14 protein-coding genes are annotated in these 15288 nt (G+C 56.4%); 10 read left to right on the top strand and 4 right to left on the bottom strand.

Annotated elements, in window-relative coordinates; translation table 11 throughout:
• The first annotated feature begins 92 nt into the window (after nt 1-92).
• The 6 genes from ABRP31_RS21265 to ABRP31_RS21240 all read left to right on the top strand — a co-directional run bounded on the left by ABRP31_RS21265 (nt 93) and on the right by ABRP31_RS21240 (nt 6946).
• Nucleotides 93-1379, top strand: a complete 1287-nt coding sequence (locus ABRP31_RS21265) for an ABC transporter substrate-binding protein (protein WP_087264639.1) — start codon at nt 93-95, stop codon at nt 1377-1379.
• 113 nt (nt 1380-1492) lie between these two features.
• Nucleotides 1493-2401 (top strand): carbohydrate ABC transporter permease, encoded by a 909-nt coding sequence (locus ABRP31_RS21260; RefSeq protein ID WP_087264638.1) that lies wholly within the window; start codon nt 1493-1495, stop codon nt 2399-2401.
• Nucleotides 2394-3239 carry a carbohydrate ABC transporter permease gene (locus ABRP31_RS21255; RefSeq protein WP_087264637.1) on the top strand — a complete coding sequence of 282 codons (846 nt, stop codon included), beginning with the start codon at nt 2394-2396 and terminating at the stop codon, nt 3237-3239. Before ABRP31_RS21260 ends, ABRP31_RS21255 begins: the two co-directional genes overlap by 8 nt.
• A 2-nt stretch (nt 3240-3241) precedes the next feature.
• The gene (locus ABRP31_RS21250) at nt 3242-4402 is read left to right on the top strand and encodes an ABC transporter ATP-binding protein (RefSeq protein WP_349973801.1); all 1161 of its coding nucleotides are present in this window, start codon (nt 3242-3244) and stop codon (nt 4400-4402) included.
• Between the two features lie 112 nt (nt 4403-4514).
• Nucleotides 4515-5870 carry a carbohydrate porin gene (locus ABRP31_RS21245; protein WP_087264635.1) on the top strand — a complete coding sequence of 452 codons (1356 nt, stop codon included), beginning with the start codon at nt 4515-4517 and terminating at the stop codon, nt 5868-5870.
• A gap of 221 nt (nt 5871-6091) precedes the next feature.
• Complete coding sequence (locus ABRP31_RS21240; RefSeq protein WP_087264634.1) at nt 6092-6946, top strand: D-hexose-6-phosphate mutarotase; 855 nt, start codon at nt 6092-6094, stop codon at nt 6944-6946.
• 107 nt (nt 6947-7053) lie between these two features.
• Here ABRP31_RS21240 and ABRP31_RS21235 read toward each other — a convergent pair whose 3' ends face one another.
• On the bottom strand, nt 7054-7920 hold the full coding sequence (locus ABRP31_RS21235; RefSeq protein ID WP_087264633.1) for a MurR/RpiR family transcriptional regulator: 867 nt from the start codon (nt 7918-7920) through the stop codon (nt 7054-7056).
• A 218-nt stretch (nt 7921-8138) separates the two neighbouring features.
• On the opposite strand from ABRP31_RS21235, the gene zwf reads away from it, so the two are divergent.
• Genes zwf through ABRP31_RS21220 form a run of 3 tightly spaced genes read left to right on the top strand, consistent with a single transcriptional unit; the run spans nt 8139 to nt 11000 of the window.
• Nucleotides 8139-9608 carry a glucose-6-phosphate dehydrogenase gene (gene zwf, locus ABRP31_RS21230; RefSeq protein WP_087264632.1) on the top strand — a complete coding sequence of 490 codons (1470 nt, stop codon included), beginning with the start codon at nt 8139-8141 and terminating at the stop codon, nt 9606-9608.
• Entirely contained in the window at nt 9595-10308 is a 714-nt protein-coding gene (gene pgl, locus ABRP31_RS21225; RefSeq protein ID WP_349973804.1) for a 6-phosphogluconolactonase, read from the top strand. Before zwf ends, pgl begins: the two co-directional genes overlap by 14 nt.
• Nucleotides 10309-10325: 17 nt before the next feature.
• A complete protein-coding gene (locus ABRP31_RS21220) occupies nt 10326-11000 on the top strand; it encodes a bifunctional 4-hydroxy-2-oxoglutarate aldolase/2-dehydro-3-deoxy-phosphogluconate aldolase (RefSeq protein ID WP_349973806.1) in 675 nt (224 codons plus the stop codon).
• A 106-nt stretch (nt 11001-11106) separates the two neighbouring features.
• Here ABRP31_RS21220 and ABRP31_RS21215 read toward each other — a convergent pair whose 3' ends face one another.
• Both ABRP31_RS21215 and ABRP31_RS21210 read right to left on the bottom strand, forming a co-directional pair.
• The gene (locus tag ABRP31_RS21215; protein ID WP_349973808.1) at nt 11107-12282 is read right to left on the bottom strand and encodes an aminotransferase class V-fold PLP-dependent enzyme; all 1176 of its coding nucleotides are present in this window, start codon (nt 12280-12282) and stop codon (nt 11107-11109) included.
• 177 nt (nt 12283-12459) lie between these two features.
• On the bottom strand, nt 12460-12696 hold the full coding sequence (locus ABRP31_RS21210; RefSeq protein ID WP_087264628.1) for a DUF3820 family protein: 237 nt from the start codon (nt 12694-12696) through the stop codon (nt 12460-12462).
• A 219-nt stretch (nt 12697-12915) separates the two neighbouring features.
• On the opposite strand from ABRP31_RS21210, the gene ABRP31_RS21205 reads away from it, so the two are divergent.
• Complete coding sequence (locus tag ABRP31_RS21205; RefSeq protein ID WP_349970481.1) at nt 12916-13386, top strand: PA2169 family four-helix-bundle protein; 471 nt, start codon at nt 12916-12918, stop codon at nt 13384-13386.
• Between the two features lie 116 nt (nt 13387-13502).
• Here the strand turns inward: ABRP31_RS21205 and ABRP31_RS21200 are convergent, their stop codons facing one another.
• Complete coding sequence (locus ABRP31_RS21200) at nt 13503-15005, bottom strand: GGDEF domain-containing protein (RefSeq protein ID WP_349970479.1); 1503 nt, start codon at nt 15003-15005, stop codon at nt 13503-13505.
• Between the last annotated feature and the right edge of the window lie 283 nt (nt 15006-15288).

Here is a 15288-nt window from a genome sequence, read left to right as displayed (position 1 = left end):
CCTTCGTTACTGTTCTTTCAAAACCCTTGGTTAGACTCCATGCAGCGCAAGCACAGACTTGCTCATGCATAACAACAAGAAAGGTTAAATCGATGAATTCAATCTCCCGCCTCGCAGCTGTCATCTCTGTCGCCTCGTTGTTCCCTCTGAGTGCTCTTGCCGCTGATTCGAAAGGCACCGTGGAAGTCGTCCACTGGTGGACTTCCGGTGGTGAAAAAGCGGCTGTGGATGTGCTCAAGGCTCAGGTTGAGAAAGACGGCTTCACATGGAAGGACGGCGCAGTCGCCGGTGGTGGTGGCGCTACGGCGATGACGGTGCTCAAGAGCCGTGCTGTAGCGGGTAACCCGCCAGGCGTGGCGCAGATCAAAGGTCCTGATATTCAGGAGTGGGCGTCCACTGGCTTGCTGGACACCGACGTTCTCAAGGACGTCGCCAAAGAAGAGAAGTGGGACAGCCTGCTCGACAAAAAAGTCTCCGACACCGTCAAGTACGATGGCGACTATGTGGCCGTGCCGGTCAACATTCACCGCGTCAACTGGCTGTGGATCAACCCGGAAGTCTTCAAGAAAGCCGGTATCGAGAAAAATCCGACAACCCTCGAAGAATTCTACGCAGCGGGCGACAAGCTGAAAAAAGCCGGCTTCATCCCGCTGGCCCACGGTGGCCAACCATGGCAGGACAGCACTGTATTTGAAGCGGTCGTGCTGTCGGTGATGGGCGCAGACGGCTACAAGAAAGCCTTCGTCGATCTGGACAACAGCGCGCTGACAGGCCCGGAAATGGTCAAGGCTCTGACCGAACTCAAGAAAGTCGCGACTTACATGGATGTCGACGGCAAAGGTCAGGACTGGAACCTGGAAGCAGGCAAGGTCATCAATGGCAAAGCCGGCATGCAGATCATGGGTGACTGGGCCAAGAGCGAATGGACCGCAGCCAAGAAAGTCGCCGGCAAAGACTACGAGTGCGTACCTTTCCCGGGCACCGACAAAGCCTTCACCTACAACATCGATTCGCTGGCGGTCTTCAAGCAGAAAGACGCCGGTACTGCTGCTGGTCAGCAGGACATCGCCAAAGTCGTGTTGGGTGAAAACTTCCAGAAAGTCTTCAGCATCAATAAAGGCTCGATCCCGGTTCGTAACGACATGCTCAGTGACATGGGCAAGTACGGCTTCGATTCCTGCGCTCAAACCGCTGCCAAGGACTTCCTGGCTGATGCCAAATCTGGCGGTCTGCAACCAAGTATGGCGCACAACATGGCAACCACGCTGGCTGTTCAGGGCGCGTTCTTTGATGTCATCACCAACTACATCAACGACCCGAAAGCTGACCCGGCCGATGCTGCGAAGAAACTGGGCGCGGCCATCAAGTCAGCCAAGTAATTCGTTTGCGTAGTCACTAAACCACCCCAGCCGCAGTCCGTGCTGATGACACCGTATCCCGGTGTCAGGCACGCCTGCGAACTGGAAATGATGTTTTCAATGTGAGTGATTCGATGAGCTCTGTCGCTGCCCTCAGCAAAGCCTCGCCGCTTGATGCGCTGCAACGCTGGCTGCCCAAGTTGGTGCTCGCGCCGAGCATGTTCATCGTGCTGGTCGGTTTTTACGGTTACATCCTCTGGACGTTCGTACTGTCGTTTACCAATTCGACCTTTTTGCCCAGCTACAAGTGGGCCGGGTTGTCGCAATACGTGCGTTTGTACGAAAGCGATCGTTGGTGGGTGGCAAGCAAGAACCTGATGGTTTTCGGTGGCATGTTCATCGCGATCAGCCTGGCAATCGGCGTGCTGCTGGCGGTGTTCCTCGACCAGCGTATTCGTCGCGAAGGGTTTATCCGCACGATTTACCTGTACCCGATGGCGTTGTCGATGATCGTCACCGGTACCGCCTGGAAGTGGTTGTTGAACCCGGGCATGGGGCTGGACAAAATGCTTCGGGACTGGGGCTGGGAAGGCTTCCGCCTGGACTGGCTGGTAGACCCGGATCGCGTGGTGTACTGCCTGGTGATTGCCGCTGTGTGGCAGTCCTCGGGGTTCATCATGGCGATGTTTCTTGCGGGACTGCGTGGCGTTGATCAGTCGATCATTCGTGCAGCGCAGATCGATGGCGCGAGCATGCCGAAAATCTACTGGAAAGTGGTGCTGCCAAGCCTGCGTCCGGTGTTCTTCAGTTCGGTGATGATTCTCGCCCACATCGCAATCAAGAGCTTCGACTTGGTGGCGGCAATGACAGCTGGCGGACCGGGTTACTCCTCGGACCTGCCCGCCATGTTCATGTACTCGTTCACCTTCAGCCGTGGCCAGATGGGTATGGGTTCGGCCAGTGCGATTCTGATGCTCGGCGCGATCCTGGCGATTCTGGTGCCGTACCTGTATTCCGAGCTGAGGACCAAGCGCAATGACTAGTCATGTCGGCAAACCAGCCTTCAGCTTTGGTCGAATCGCAATCTATGCGGTGTTGATCCTCGCGTGTCTGCTGTATCTCGTACCACTGGTGGTCATGCTCCTTACCAGCTTCAAAACACCTGAAGATATCGGTACGGGCAACCTGCTGAGCTGGCCAACGGTAGTCACCGGGATTGGCTGGATCAAGGCCTGGGGGACGCTCGATGGCTACTTCTGGAACTCGATCAAGATCACCGTGCCTGCCGTTCTGATTTCAACGGCCATCGGTGCACTTAACGGTTACGTGCTGTCGATGTGGCGTTTTCGTGGTTCGCAGTTGTTCTTCGGTCTGTTGCTGTTTGGCTGCTTCCTGCCGTTTCAAACGGTATTGCTGCCAGCGTCTTTCACGCTGGGCAAGATGGGGCTGGCCAGCACTACGACCGGTCTGGTGTTTGTGCACGTGGTTTACGGTCTGGCCTTCACCACACTGTTCTTCCGTAACTATTACGTGAGCATCCCGGACGCACTGGTCAAGGCTGCACGGCTGGATGGCGCGGGCTTCTTCACCATCTTCGGCAAGATCATTCTGCCGATGTCGACGCCGATCATCATGGTCTGCCTGATCTGGCAGTTCACCCAGATCTGGAATGACTTCCTGTTCGGCGTGGTGTTTTCCAGTGGTGATTCGCAGCCCATTACCGTGGCGCTGAACAACCTGGTCAACACCAGTACCGGGGCCAAGGAATACAACGTTGATATGGCGGCCGCGATGATCGCCGGGCTGCCGACTCTGCTGGTCTACATCGTCGCCGGCAAGTATTTCGTGCGTGGGCTAACGGCCGGCGCAGTCAAGGGGTAAACATGGCAACGCTCGAATTACGTAATGTAAACAAGACCTACGGCGCGGGCCTTCCGGACACGCTGAAGAACATTGAATTGCAGATCAAGGACGGCGAATTCCTGATTCTGGTCGGTCCGTCCGGCTGTGGTAAGTCAACCCTGATGAACTGCATTGCGGGTCTGGAAAATATCAGCGCCGGTTCGATCCTCATCGACGACGCCGATGTCAGCGGCATGAGCCCCAAGGATCGTGACATCGCCATGGTCTTTCAGTCCTACGCGCTGTACCCGACCATGAGCGTGCGGGAGAACATCGAGTTCGGTCTCAAGATTCGCAAGATGAGCGCGACGGCCATTGACGAAGAAGTCAATCGCGTTGCCAAGCTGCTGCAGATCGAACACCTGCTCAATCGCAAGCCAGGGCAATTGTCCGGCGGCCAGCAACAGCGCGTTGCCATGGGGCGAGCTTTGGCGCGGCGGCCGAAGATTTACCTGTTCGACGAACCACTCTCCAATCTCGACGCCAAGCTGCGGGTCGAGATGCGTACCGAAATGAAGCTGATGCACCAGCGTCTGAAAACCACCACTGTTTATGTGACCCACGATCAGATCGAAGCGATGACTCTGGGCGACAAAGTGGCGGTCATGAAGGACGGCATCATTCAGCAGTTCGGCACGCCCAAGCAGATCTACAACGACCCGGCCAATCTGTTCGTCGCGAGCTTCATTGGTTCGCCGCCGATGAACTTCATCCCCCTGCGTTTGCAACGCAAGGAAGGGCGTCTCATCGCGTTGCTTGATAGCGGTCAGGCTCGCTGCGAGTTGCCGTTGGGCATGACTGATGCCGGTCTGGAGGACCGCGAGGTGATCCTTGGTCTGCGACCTGAACAAATCGTGCTTGCTCCGACCGAGGCTAATGGCCTGCCGACTATTCGCGCTGAAGTGCAGGTCACCGAACCGACCGGTCCGGACACGCTGGTTTTCGTCACGCTCAACCAGAGCAAAGTCTGCTGTCGTCTGGCGTCGGACGTCGCACCGCAGGTAGGCGAAAGCCTGACGCTGCAATTCGACCCCGCCAAAGTGCTGCTTTTTGATGCCGCCACCGGCGAGCGCCTTGGTGTGCTTGCCAGCGAGCCGCCCGTCGAGCGTGCGGCCAATGTCACCCAGATCAACCGTAACTGACCGGGCACTGCCAGCCGGGCGCTCACTGCCATAAGAGCGCCCTGCCAGCGAATACGAAGTAGTCGATGTCAATGCCGTAAAAGCTAATAACAATAAAATGAGGATCCAAGGGATGAAGAAGCTACGTAATAAACCGCTTAATCAGTTCCAGCTTGTCGGTGGTTTGTCCGTATTGAGTGCGCTGGTTTTTTCCAGTGCTGCCTATGCCATCGAACCTTACAACCCCAACGGGCATATGACCGGAGACTGGGGCGGCGTGCGTAAGGAACTGTATGACAAAGGCTATGATTTCTCGCTCGAATACGTCGGTGAGATGGGGTCCAACATCCACGGTGGCTACGACACCGACAAGACGGCTCGTTACAGCGACCAGTTCGCACTCGGCGTTAACATCGACCTGCAAAAGGCTTTTGGCTGGAATGATGCTGAGTTCAAGTTGGCAATCACTGAACGTAGCGGTAAGAACATCTCCAACGATCGTCTCGGCGACCCGCGCGTCGGCACGCTCAGTTCGTCTCAGGAAGTATGGGGTCGCGGTCAGACCTGGCGCCTGACGCAAATGTGGGTCAAGCAAAAGTTCTTCGACGGCAAACTCGACATCAAGGCTGGTCGAATGGGCGAGGGCGAGGACTTCGGCAGCTTCCCTTGCGACTTCCAGAACTTGACGTTCTGCGGTACTCAGGCCGCGAACTACGTGGACACCTGGTACAACTGGCCGGTCAGCCAGTGGGCGCTGCGTGTGAAATACAACATCACGCCTCAGGTGTACGCGCAGATCGGCGTCTACGAGCAGAATCCGTCCAACCTGGAAACCGGTAATGGCTTCAAGCTGAGCGGCAGCGGTTCCAAAGGTACGCTGGTGCCGGTTGAAGTGGTGTGGTCGCCGACCGTCAACTCGCTGCCTGGCGAATACCGTCTGGGCTATTACTTCAGCAGCCCGAGTGCCGACGACCGCTATGAGGACGTCAATGGCCAGCCTCAGGGTCTGACCGGTGCGGCGTTCAAGTCGCGTAACGAAAAGACCGGCTGGTGGGTTGTGGCGCAGCAACAGGTCAGTACCTTCAGTGGCGACTCGTCTCGCGGCCTGACCCTGTTTGCCAACGCCACCGTGCATGACAAGGACACCAACTTCGTCGACAACTTCCTGCAAGTCGGTATGGTCTTCAAGGGACCTTTCGATGCGCGTCCGAAGGATGACATCGGTATTGGTGTTTCGCGTATCCACGTCAACGATAACGTCACCGATCGTGCCCGTCAGATCAACGCGGTCAATGGCATCGACGACTATGACAACCCTGGCTACCTGCCAATCCAGAAGAGCGAGTACAACTCCGAGATCTACTACGGGGTACACGTAACCGACTGGCTGACTATTCGTCCTAACCTGCAATACATCAAAAGCCCGGGTGGCGTAGATCAAGTGGATAACGCACTGGTCGCGGGTATCAAGTTGCAGACCAAGTTCTAAACGTTCAAGGGTCGTGTGTGCTTTACGGGCAGCCTGGCTGCCCGTTTTTTTGAGTAGCAGATATGGAGTATCTGATTGAAATGCATATGCCTGTGGGAGCAGAGCTTGCTCGCGACAAGGCTGGACGCGATCCGAAGTGAACCGCGTCCAGCCTTATCGCGAGCAAGCTCTGCTCCCACAGTTAGAGTTTACCAAGCAATTTTTCGACTGGAGCGGATTGGATGTCCGAACACCCCCTACAGCGTTTCTTCACATCCCGACGCGCCCGACCTACTTTCGAGTGGGAGCGTCATCAGCACCGTGATGTGCTGCTGATCAATCACCCGCTGTGTCAGGCCGTATTCAGTCGTCAGGGTGCGCAGCTTCTGCATTTCCAGCCAGCGGGGCAGAAGCCCTGGCTCTGGTGTGCATCGCGCTGGCCACAAGTGGGCGCGATTCGCGGTGGCGTGCCGGTGTGTTGGCCGTGGCACGGACGTCACCCGAGTGAATCGGGTTGGCCGGCGCATGGCTGGGGGCGATTACTGGACTGGAAACTGATCGACAGTTGCGAAAGCGAATCCGGGGTCAGCCTGCATTGGCGATTGCAACTCTGTGACTGGCAGGCTGATTTGTACGCTGAACTGGGGCAGGGCATGGAGCTGCGGCTAAGTACCTGTCACGAAGACAGCGAGCCTTGCCAGTTTGGCCATGCTTTACATGCTTACTGGCGCATCAGCGATGTGGAAGACGTTGCGTTGCAAGGTCTGGAAGGCGCTCAGGGTTATGATCAGTTGAGTCGGCGTGCCTGTCAGCAAGAAGGTGAGCTGCGCGTCGCAGGTGGCTGTCAGCGGGTGTTTGAACATAGCGGACCGTTGCAGCTAAAGGATCAAACGTGGCAACGCCGCCTGGGCATCAATAGCGCCGATAACGCGAGCACTGTCGTCTGGCATCCCGGTAACAGGCCGCTGTTGGGTGTGGCAGGCAATGAAGCATCCGGTTTCGTCTGCGTCGAGGCGGCGTCGGGTCATGATGAAAGCCTGAGCCTTGCGCCCGGTGAGCAGGTCGAGCTGAGTCTGCAGGCGTGTTTGCTGCATTGATGGCTAAGCTGAACGCCTTTTCTATAGGAGCTGCCGAAGGCTGCGAAGCATTTATCCTGACACACCGCGATCGCAGCCTTCGGCAGCTCCTACAAAACGCCTAAGCGTTACCCCTGATCCTCAATCGGATACCGGCTGTCATTCAAGCTCTCTTTGATCTTGCGCAGGTGCGGCTGGAAATCCACGCCACGGCGTAAGGTCATGCCGGTAGCGAGCACGTCGAGCACGGTGAGCTGGATGATCCGCGAGGTCATCGGCATGTAGATATCGGTGTCTTCCGGCAGCGGGATATTCAGGCTAACCGTACTGGCTTGGGCCAGTGGGGAGCCAGCAGCGGTCAGGCCCAATACCGAGGCACCATTGGCCCGCGCAATGCGTGCTACTTCCACCAATTCCCGCGTACGGCCTGTGTAGGAAATGATCACAAACAGCTCGCCGGTGTGTGCCACCGAGGCAATCATGCGCTGCATGAGCACGTCGGCGTGGGCGGTCACCGCCAGATTGAAGCGGAAGAACTTGTGCTGGGCGTCCAGCGCAACAGGCGCTGAAGCACCGAGGCCGAAGAAGTGGATCTGCCTCGCTTGAATCAACATGTCCACAGACTTGCTGATCAGCGCCGGGTCTAGTTGCTGAACGGCACTGTCCAGCGAGGCAATCGCGCTGCCAAAAATCTTCTTGGTATAGGCCTCGGGATCATCGTCGGCTTCTACGGCCCGGCTGACGTACGCCGCACCGCTGGCCAGACTTTGCGCGAGCTGCAATTTGAGTTCTGGGTAACCGCTCACGGCAAACGAGCGGCAAAAGCGGTTGACCGTCGGCTCGCTGACTTTGGCGGCCTGTGCCAATGCCGCGATACTGAAGCGAGTTGCTTGTTGTGGGTTAAGAAGAATCGCTTCAGCTACCTTGCGCTCAGCCTTGTTGAGCTCTTCGAGGCGGCTCTGGATCTGCTCCAGAAGATTTCTTGAGTGGTCCATTCAAAGTCCTAATCAGGCAGATTTGCGCAGGTTTTTTTCAGGGCAGGCACATAGGCCCTTTAGCCTGTAGCAAAGGTGGCCTATCGTACTCAGGGCCTGTGTTGATCACCACTGGAATATGCTTTTAGATGCAATGTTGTGGTTATTACTACATATGGCCTTGAGTAACGCCTTTAAAAAAGGTATTTGTAGCTTAACTTGATAAAAGAACCAACATTATGCTCTCGATTACGGTTGAACCGTGCACTTTTGCCTTGTTTGGCGCCTTGGGCGACCTGGCAGTGCGCAAACTGTTCCCGGCGCTTTATCAGCTCGACCGCGCTGGATTGCTGCATGCCGACACGCGAATTCTCGCGTTGGCGCGTGAGCCTGGCGACGCACAGCAGCATTTGGCACACATCGAAGAATCGTTACGCCGCTTCGTTCCCGAAGCACAGCTTGAAACGGAACACGTAGAGCGTTTTCAGGCGCGCCTGAGTTACCTGCACGTCGACTTTCTCAAGGCAGAGGATTATGTCGCGCTGGCCGAGCGGGTGGGCGATGCCGAAACCCTGATCGCTTATTTCGCCACACCTGCTTCGGTGTATGGCGCGATCTGTGAAAACCTGGCGTCGGTCAACCTGACCGATCGCACCCGTGCCGTGCTGGAAAAGCCCATCGGTCACGACCTCGCTTCGTCGCGTCGGGTCAATGATGCCGTGGCGCAGTTCCTGCCGGAAAGCCGCGTCTACCGCATCGATCACTATCTGGGCAAAGACACCGTTCAGAACCTGATCGCCCTGCGCTTTGCCAACAGCCTGTTTGAAACCCAGTGGAACCAGAACCACATTTCCCATGTGGAAATTACAGTTGCGGAGAAAGTCGGTATCGAAGGCCGTTGGGGTTACTTCGATCAGGCCGGGCAGTTGCGCGATATGATCCAGAACCACTTGCTGCAACTGCTGTGTCTGATTGCCATGGACCCGCCGAGTGATCTGTCCGCCGACAGTATTCGCGATGAGAAGGTGAAGGTGCTCAAGGCCCTTGCACCGTTCACGCCGGAGCGTCTGGCCACTCAGGTTGTTCGTGGTCAATACACCGCGGGTTACAGCGAAGGCAAAGCCGTGCCGGGTTATCTGGAAGAAGAGAATTCCAACACCCAGAGCGACACCGAAACCTTCGTCGCCCTGCGTGCCGATATCCGTAACTGGCGCTGGTCAGGTACACCGTTCTATCTGCGTACCGGCAAGCGCATGCCGCAAAAGCTGTCGCAGATCGTGATCCATTTCAAAGAGCCGCCGCACTACATCTTCGCCCCCGAGCAGCGCATGCAGATCAGTAACCGTCTGATCATTCGTTTGCAGCCGGACGAAGGTATTTCCTTGCAGGTGATGACCAAGGATCAGGGCCTGGACAAAGGCATGCAGTTGCGTAGCGGCCCGTTGCAACTGAATTTTTCCGACACTTACCGCAGCGCGCGCGTCCCTGATGCCTATGAGCGTTTGCTGCTGGAAGTCATGCGCGGCAATCAGAACCTGTTTGTTCGCAAAGATGAAATTGAGTACGCCTGGCAATGGTGCGATCAGTTGATCGCCGGTTGGAAAAAGGCGGGCGATGCGCCCAAGCCTTATGCCGCCGGATCGTGGGGGCCGATGAGCTCCATTGCCCTGATTACTCGTGATGGGAGATCGTGGTATGGCGATATGTGAACTTGAATTCCCGCAGGGCCTCGTGGCTCGGGATTTCGATAATCCGCAGCAGTTGGCCGAGACGCTGGCAGCCAACGTAGCCGAACAGCTCAACGCTGCGATCAATGCCAAGGGCGTGGCGACACTGGTTGTATCTGGTGGGCGTAGCCCCGTGGCGTTTTTCCAGAGCCTGGCGCAGCAGCCGCTGGACTGGTCGAAAGTGGTCATCAGCCTGGCTGACGAGCGCTGGGTGCCGGTTGAGCACGCCGACAGCAATGCCGGCCTGCTGCAGCGTTTCCTGCTGCAAGGCCCAGCGGCCAAGGCGCGTTTCTTCGGTCTATACACCGTCGCGCCGAGCCTTGAAGAGGCTGCCGAGGCGGCTGATCAGGCACTGGCCGAGTTGCCGCCGATTGACGTGCTGGTGCTGGGCATGGGTGATGACGGGCACACCGCCTCGCTGTTCCCGAACAGCCCGAACCTGAAGGAAGCGTTGCAGTTGGACAGTAAACGCCGCTGCCTGCCAATGCTTGCGCCCTCTGTCCCGCATCAGCGCTTGACCATGACCCGTCAACTGCTGGCTTCGGCCCGTCTGCCGATCCTGTCGGTTTCCGGTCAGGCCAAACTCGACACCCTGCGGGCCGCACTGGCGGGCGATGACCTCGCTGAAATGCCAATCCGCGCCTTCCTTGACTCTTCACTTGAGATTTACTGGTGCCCATAACAAAAGGATCCGCCGCCATGAACACCGTCGATAACACTCAGCCGCTGAACAGCATGGCGAACAAGATCAAGCAGATTGACGAACTCTGCGCCAAGGCAAAAATTTTGCCGGTCATCACCATCCTGCGTGACGAGGACGTTCTGCCTTTGGCTGACGCCCTGGCCGCCGGTGGCATGACGGCGCTGGAAGTCACCTTGCGCTCGGCCTTTGGCCTGAGCGCAATCCGTATTCTTCGTGAGCAGCGCCCTGAGCTTTGCGTTGGCGCTGGCACTATTCTCGACCGGCACATGCTGGCCGACGCCGAAGCGGCCGGTTCGCAGTTCATCGTCACGCCAGGCAGTACGCAGGACTTGCTGCAAGCTGCGCTCGACAGTCCGCTGCCGCTGTTGCCCGGCATCAGCAGTGCTTCGGAAATCATGATTGGTTATGCGATGGGTTATCGCCGCTTCAAGCTGTTCCCGGCTGAGATCAGCGGCGGCGTCGCAGCGATCAAAGCCCTTGGCGGTCCCTTCAATGAAGTGCGTTTCTGCCCAACTGGCGGCGTCAACGCCGACAACCTCAAGAACTACATGGCGCAGCCTAACGTCATGTGCGTCGGCGGTACGTGGATGATCGACAACGCATGGGTCAAGAACGGCGACTGGGGTCGTATCCAGGAAGCCACCGCACAGGCAATGGCGTTGTTTGATTGACCTGAACGCTTACCACTGTAGGAGTGAGCTTGCTCGCGATTGGATTTAACAAGCGAGATATTTGCTGCTGATACACCGCTATCGCGAGCAAGCTCACTCCTACAGGTCACTTCAACTGCTGCAACGCCTCGACCAACAACCCCATATCCGCCGCCGAGGTACTGAACCCCGGCGTAATCCGGATACACGGCCCGCACGCCGCGCCCTGGCGGGCGACGGTGAACAGGTTGTAGTCCTGCAGCAAGCGTTCGACCATTTTCTGCTGATCCGCGTGATGAGTGAAGCGCAGCGCGGTGATCCCGCAATACAGACGCGGATCGTCCGGGGTTAGAACTTCGATGTGCTCCATATCTCTTGCCGGCTTGACCCACAGGTCGCGCAGGTAACTCAGGCGTGCGCCTTTGCTGGCTGAGCCACCCATCGCCGCGTGTTCTTCGAACACTTTGGGCAAGGTCATCCAGGCTGGAATATTCGGCGTGCCGTAGGGCACCAGAGACAGAATGTCATCGCTGGCATAGCGGGTGTCACCCATGTCTGGGTCGATAGCCGAAATCCTGTCCCGTGCCACGTAGATAAAACCCAGGCTCAATGGCGCGCCAATCCATTTCTGCAGGTTGTAGCCAGCGAATGCCACACCCAGTTCATCGAGCTTAAAGTCCAGCTGTCCCAGCGCGTGGGCACCGTCGAGGATGACATCCACGCCGTGCTCTTTCGCCAGACCGGCAATGGCCTGAACCGGCATCACCAGCCCTGTGCGGTGGGTAACATGCGTCAACGCCATCAGCTTGAGTCGGGGATACTGCTCGAAGGCTTGCTGATAGCTGCTGAGCAGGCTTTCGTAAGTCGCCGGGTGGTCGTGAGAGATTTCGATAACTTCAACGCCACGGCTTTTGGCCAGCCAGCGCATGGCGGATTGCACACTGATGTAGTCCAGATCGCAGATCAGTACCTGATCGCCGGGTTGCAGCTGGTTATAGTTGCGGATCAGCGACTGCAATGATTCGGAGGCGCAGCGGGTGATAGCAATCTCCTGCATGCTCACCTGTAGCAACTGCGCCAGTTGAGCGTGGATCATGCCGCTGTCGTGGGTATCGAACTGACGACGCACATACACCGAGTTGCTCCGGTTCACGTAATCGATGTTGCGCCGATAGTCTTCCATGACTTCACGCGTCATGCGCCCGAAGTAACCGTTCTCCAGATTGATTGGCCCTGGCTCGACGTCATAACGCTCGGCGATGGCCTGCCAGAACTGTTCATCCCTTGCCTGTTGCTCGAGCATTGCGTCCTCTCTTTGTGACTGAATGACTCATTCTGTGGAATCCAATGCTGTAGGAGCTCACCGAGGTTACGAGGCCAGCGATGGCGGTGTACCAGACAAACCGCTATCGCTGGCCTCGTAACCTCGGTGAGCTCCTACAGAGTCAACTTGCAGATAAGCTCCAGAAGTCTGTTGCGATTAGCGGTCGTTGTACTTCTTCCGTGGCTGCGTGCGCAGCGGATCAAGCAGCTCTGAAAGACCGTTGTGGTCGATCTCCTGCATCAACGCCAGCAAACTGCCCAGCTCGCTTTTCGGGAAGCCTTCCCGCGCAAACCAGTTCAGGTATTGGCCCGGCAAGTCAGCGAGCAGGCGGCCTTTATATTTGCCAAATGGCATCTCGCGAGTCACCAGTAGCAAAAGTTTTTCCGGATCCATGAGATTCGCGTCACCCGATTTCAATACGCCCTAACGATACGTGCATTCTGCATGCAGGCCAAAGGACAGATCATGCAGAAATCACGACCCATCTGTCTGGTTATTGTATTAACCTATTGATTTTAAAGGATTAAATATATTCAAAAAACTGGCATGCGCCCTGCAATTACCTAAGCATGCAAATCATTTTGTATAAACCTGCCCATGAGGAACTTGAAAATGACTGACATCAATAAAGAATCGATCTCCGTTCTGAACGACCTGATCGAAACCAGCAAAGATGGCGAAAAGGGTTTTCAGACCAGCGCAGAAGATATCAAAAACCCTGCGATCAAGGCTTACTTCCTGAGCCGTTCTACAGAAATCGCCACTGCAGTTCGTGAATTGCAAACTGAAGTCCGTGCACTGGGCGGCGATCCAGAGACTTCCTCCAGCGTCGGCGGTACGCTGCATCGTGCTTGGGTGGACTTGAAGTCAACCCTGACTGGCAAGGATGACAAGGCGATCCTTGAAGAAGTTGAGCGTGGCGAAGATGTCGCCAAGAAGGCGTATAAAGAAGCGCTGGAAAAAGCTCACGAGAAAAACCTGCCTGCCAACGTAATTGCGTTGATCACCAAGCAGCAAGCTGGTGTGCTGGCAACTCACGACAAAGTCAAAGCTCTGCGTGACGCTGCTCGCGCTGCAAGCTAAGACCCGCGACACTAAAAAACGCCAGCCAGTCTGGCGTTTTTTTATGCCCGCGATTCGTTGGAGAAGGACTTGTGAGTGCGAATTGATTGGCGAAGAGGCCGAAGCTAAAAGGCCGATCAGGCGTGAGCGGTCTCAACCCTGTTACGCCCATTGTGTTTGGCCGTATACAGCGCCTTGTCCGCAGCACTGAACAGGTTTTCGATGGTTTCTTCGAGTTGTGCCTGCGCGCAGGCGATGCCGATGCTGACCGTGATCGGCTGTGTATCACCGGCATAAGGGGCGAGGTTTTCTATCGCACTTCTAATGGTTTCTGCGATGACCTTTGCACCTTCGAGCCCGGTTTCGCCCAGCACTGCCACAAATTCTTCGCCACCATAACGGGCGACAAAATCACCCGGTCTTCTGATGCTATTGGCAATGGTCGTCGCAACGTTGCGTAGCGCTCCATCTCCGCCGTAGTGACCGTGGCGATCGTTGAATGCCTTGAAGTGGTCAACATCGATCACCAGCAATGAAATTGGCTTGCCTGTGCGCATGCTGCGCATCCATTCGCTTTTCATCACTTCATCGAGACGTCGTCTGTTGGCAAGTCCGGTCAAGGCATCGGTGGATGCCCGGGCATTGAGTTCTTTCTCAGCTTGATGACGCAGCCTTAACTCTCGGCGCAGCAGCAGGCTTAACCACAGGATACCGAGGCACAACACCGTGGTCGCAACGCCGACCAGCAGCACATTGCGGTTCCAGATGGCATAGACCTCTTTCACTGATAAGCCCGCCACCACAATCAACGGAAGGTTGCCGACATGGGAAAAGGTGTACAGGCGTTCTTTACCGTCTATGGATGAAACGCTGATAAAGCTGCCGTTACCTTCGCGCAGGATGCGCTTGAAGTTGGGGCTGTTGGCAAAGCTCTCTCCGATGACGTCTCTACCGGGTATTTCCGGGTGTCGGGCGAGCATCACGCCGTCAGTGTTGAGCAGCGTGACATTGCTGTCCGGGCCGATATCCAACGTTCGAAACAACTGCTTGAAGTAAACCAGGCGCATCGCAGCGCTGGCGACTCCTTGAAATGAACCGTCAATACCGGATATCCGCCGGCTGAAGCTGATGCACCAGTCTTTGAAGCCCCAATGCGCCTTGAAGGGTGCACCCACCATCATCTCCAGCGACGGATTGTTCACGTGCTCCTGAAAATGCGGGCGGTCTGCGAGACTGTAGGGGCGGGGACGCGTCGAGGTCGAGTCGGCGAGGATGAAGCCGTTCTTGTCCAGCAACAGCAGATCGCCCTTGTAACGTGCGACGGTAGAGCGATCGAATAAAACCAGTTGGCGTAAATTGGAAGGAATATTTTGCAACTCGGGCATTCGCCACGCGTTGATCATGCCTTGCAGCGAGGTGTCGTAAAGCTCAGCGTTACGCATTACATCGGCGTCAATCAACCGCACGATGTTGGAAGAAGCTCGTGCGGCAGCTTCATGGGCGTCCCGGCGCTCGCGCATCAATAGCGAGACGACAATGACCGCTATAGCGGCGATCGCCAGCACACTGCCGCACACCAGGAAAACTTCTGGCCGAGTCCATTTTTTATGCGGTGCCTGCATGGCGTGATGAGCAATCATTGCGCGGAGGAGCTCGGTAAATGATCAATGCTTCTTCAACTCTTTGTTTTAAAAGAGTTTTAAGAGTTTTATATATTTAGCGTCTTTGTCGACCCGGTATTTATAACTCAAATGGGACGCGCCGAAACAGCGGTGTTTTATCGCACGCGTGAATGCGTTTTATTTCGTGAGCAATTATTCGGGTTAACCGATACGGCGTTGTAACGCCGCGCTTGGGGGAGAACTATGTTTGCCGCAAGCGTGATCTTGATCCTGGAGGGCCGGCTTTATCCGGGAGAGCGGT

Origin of the sequence: Pseudomonas caspiana (genome assembly GCF_040224095.2) — a bacterium.
Classification (GTDB): domain Bacteria; phylum Pseudomonadota; class Gammaproteobacteria; order Pseudomonadales; family Pseudomonadaceae; genus Aquipseudomonas; species Aquipseudomonas caspiana.
The sequence above is the reverse complement of the archived record's forward strand: the minus strand, read 5'-3'. Positions and strand labels throughout refer to the sequence as shown.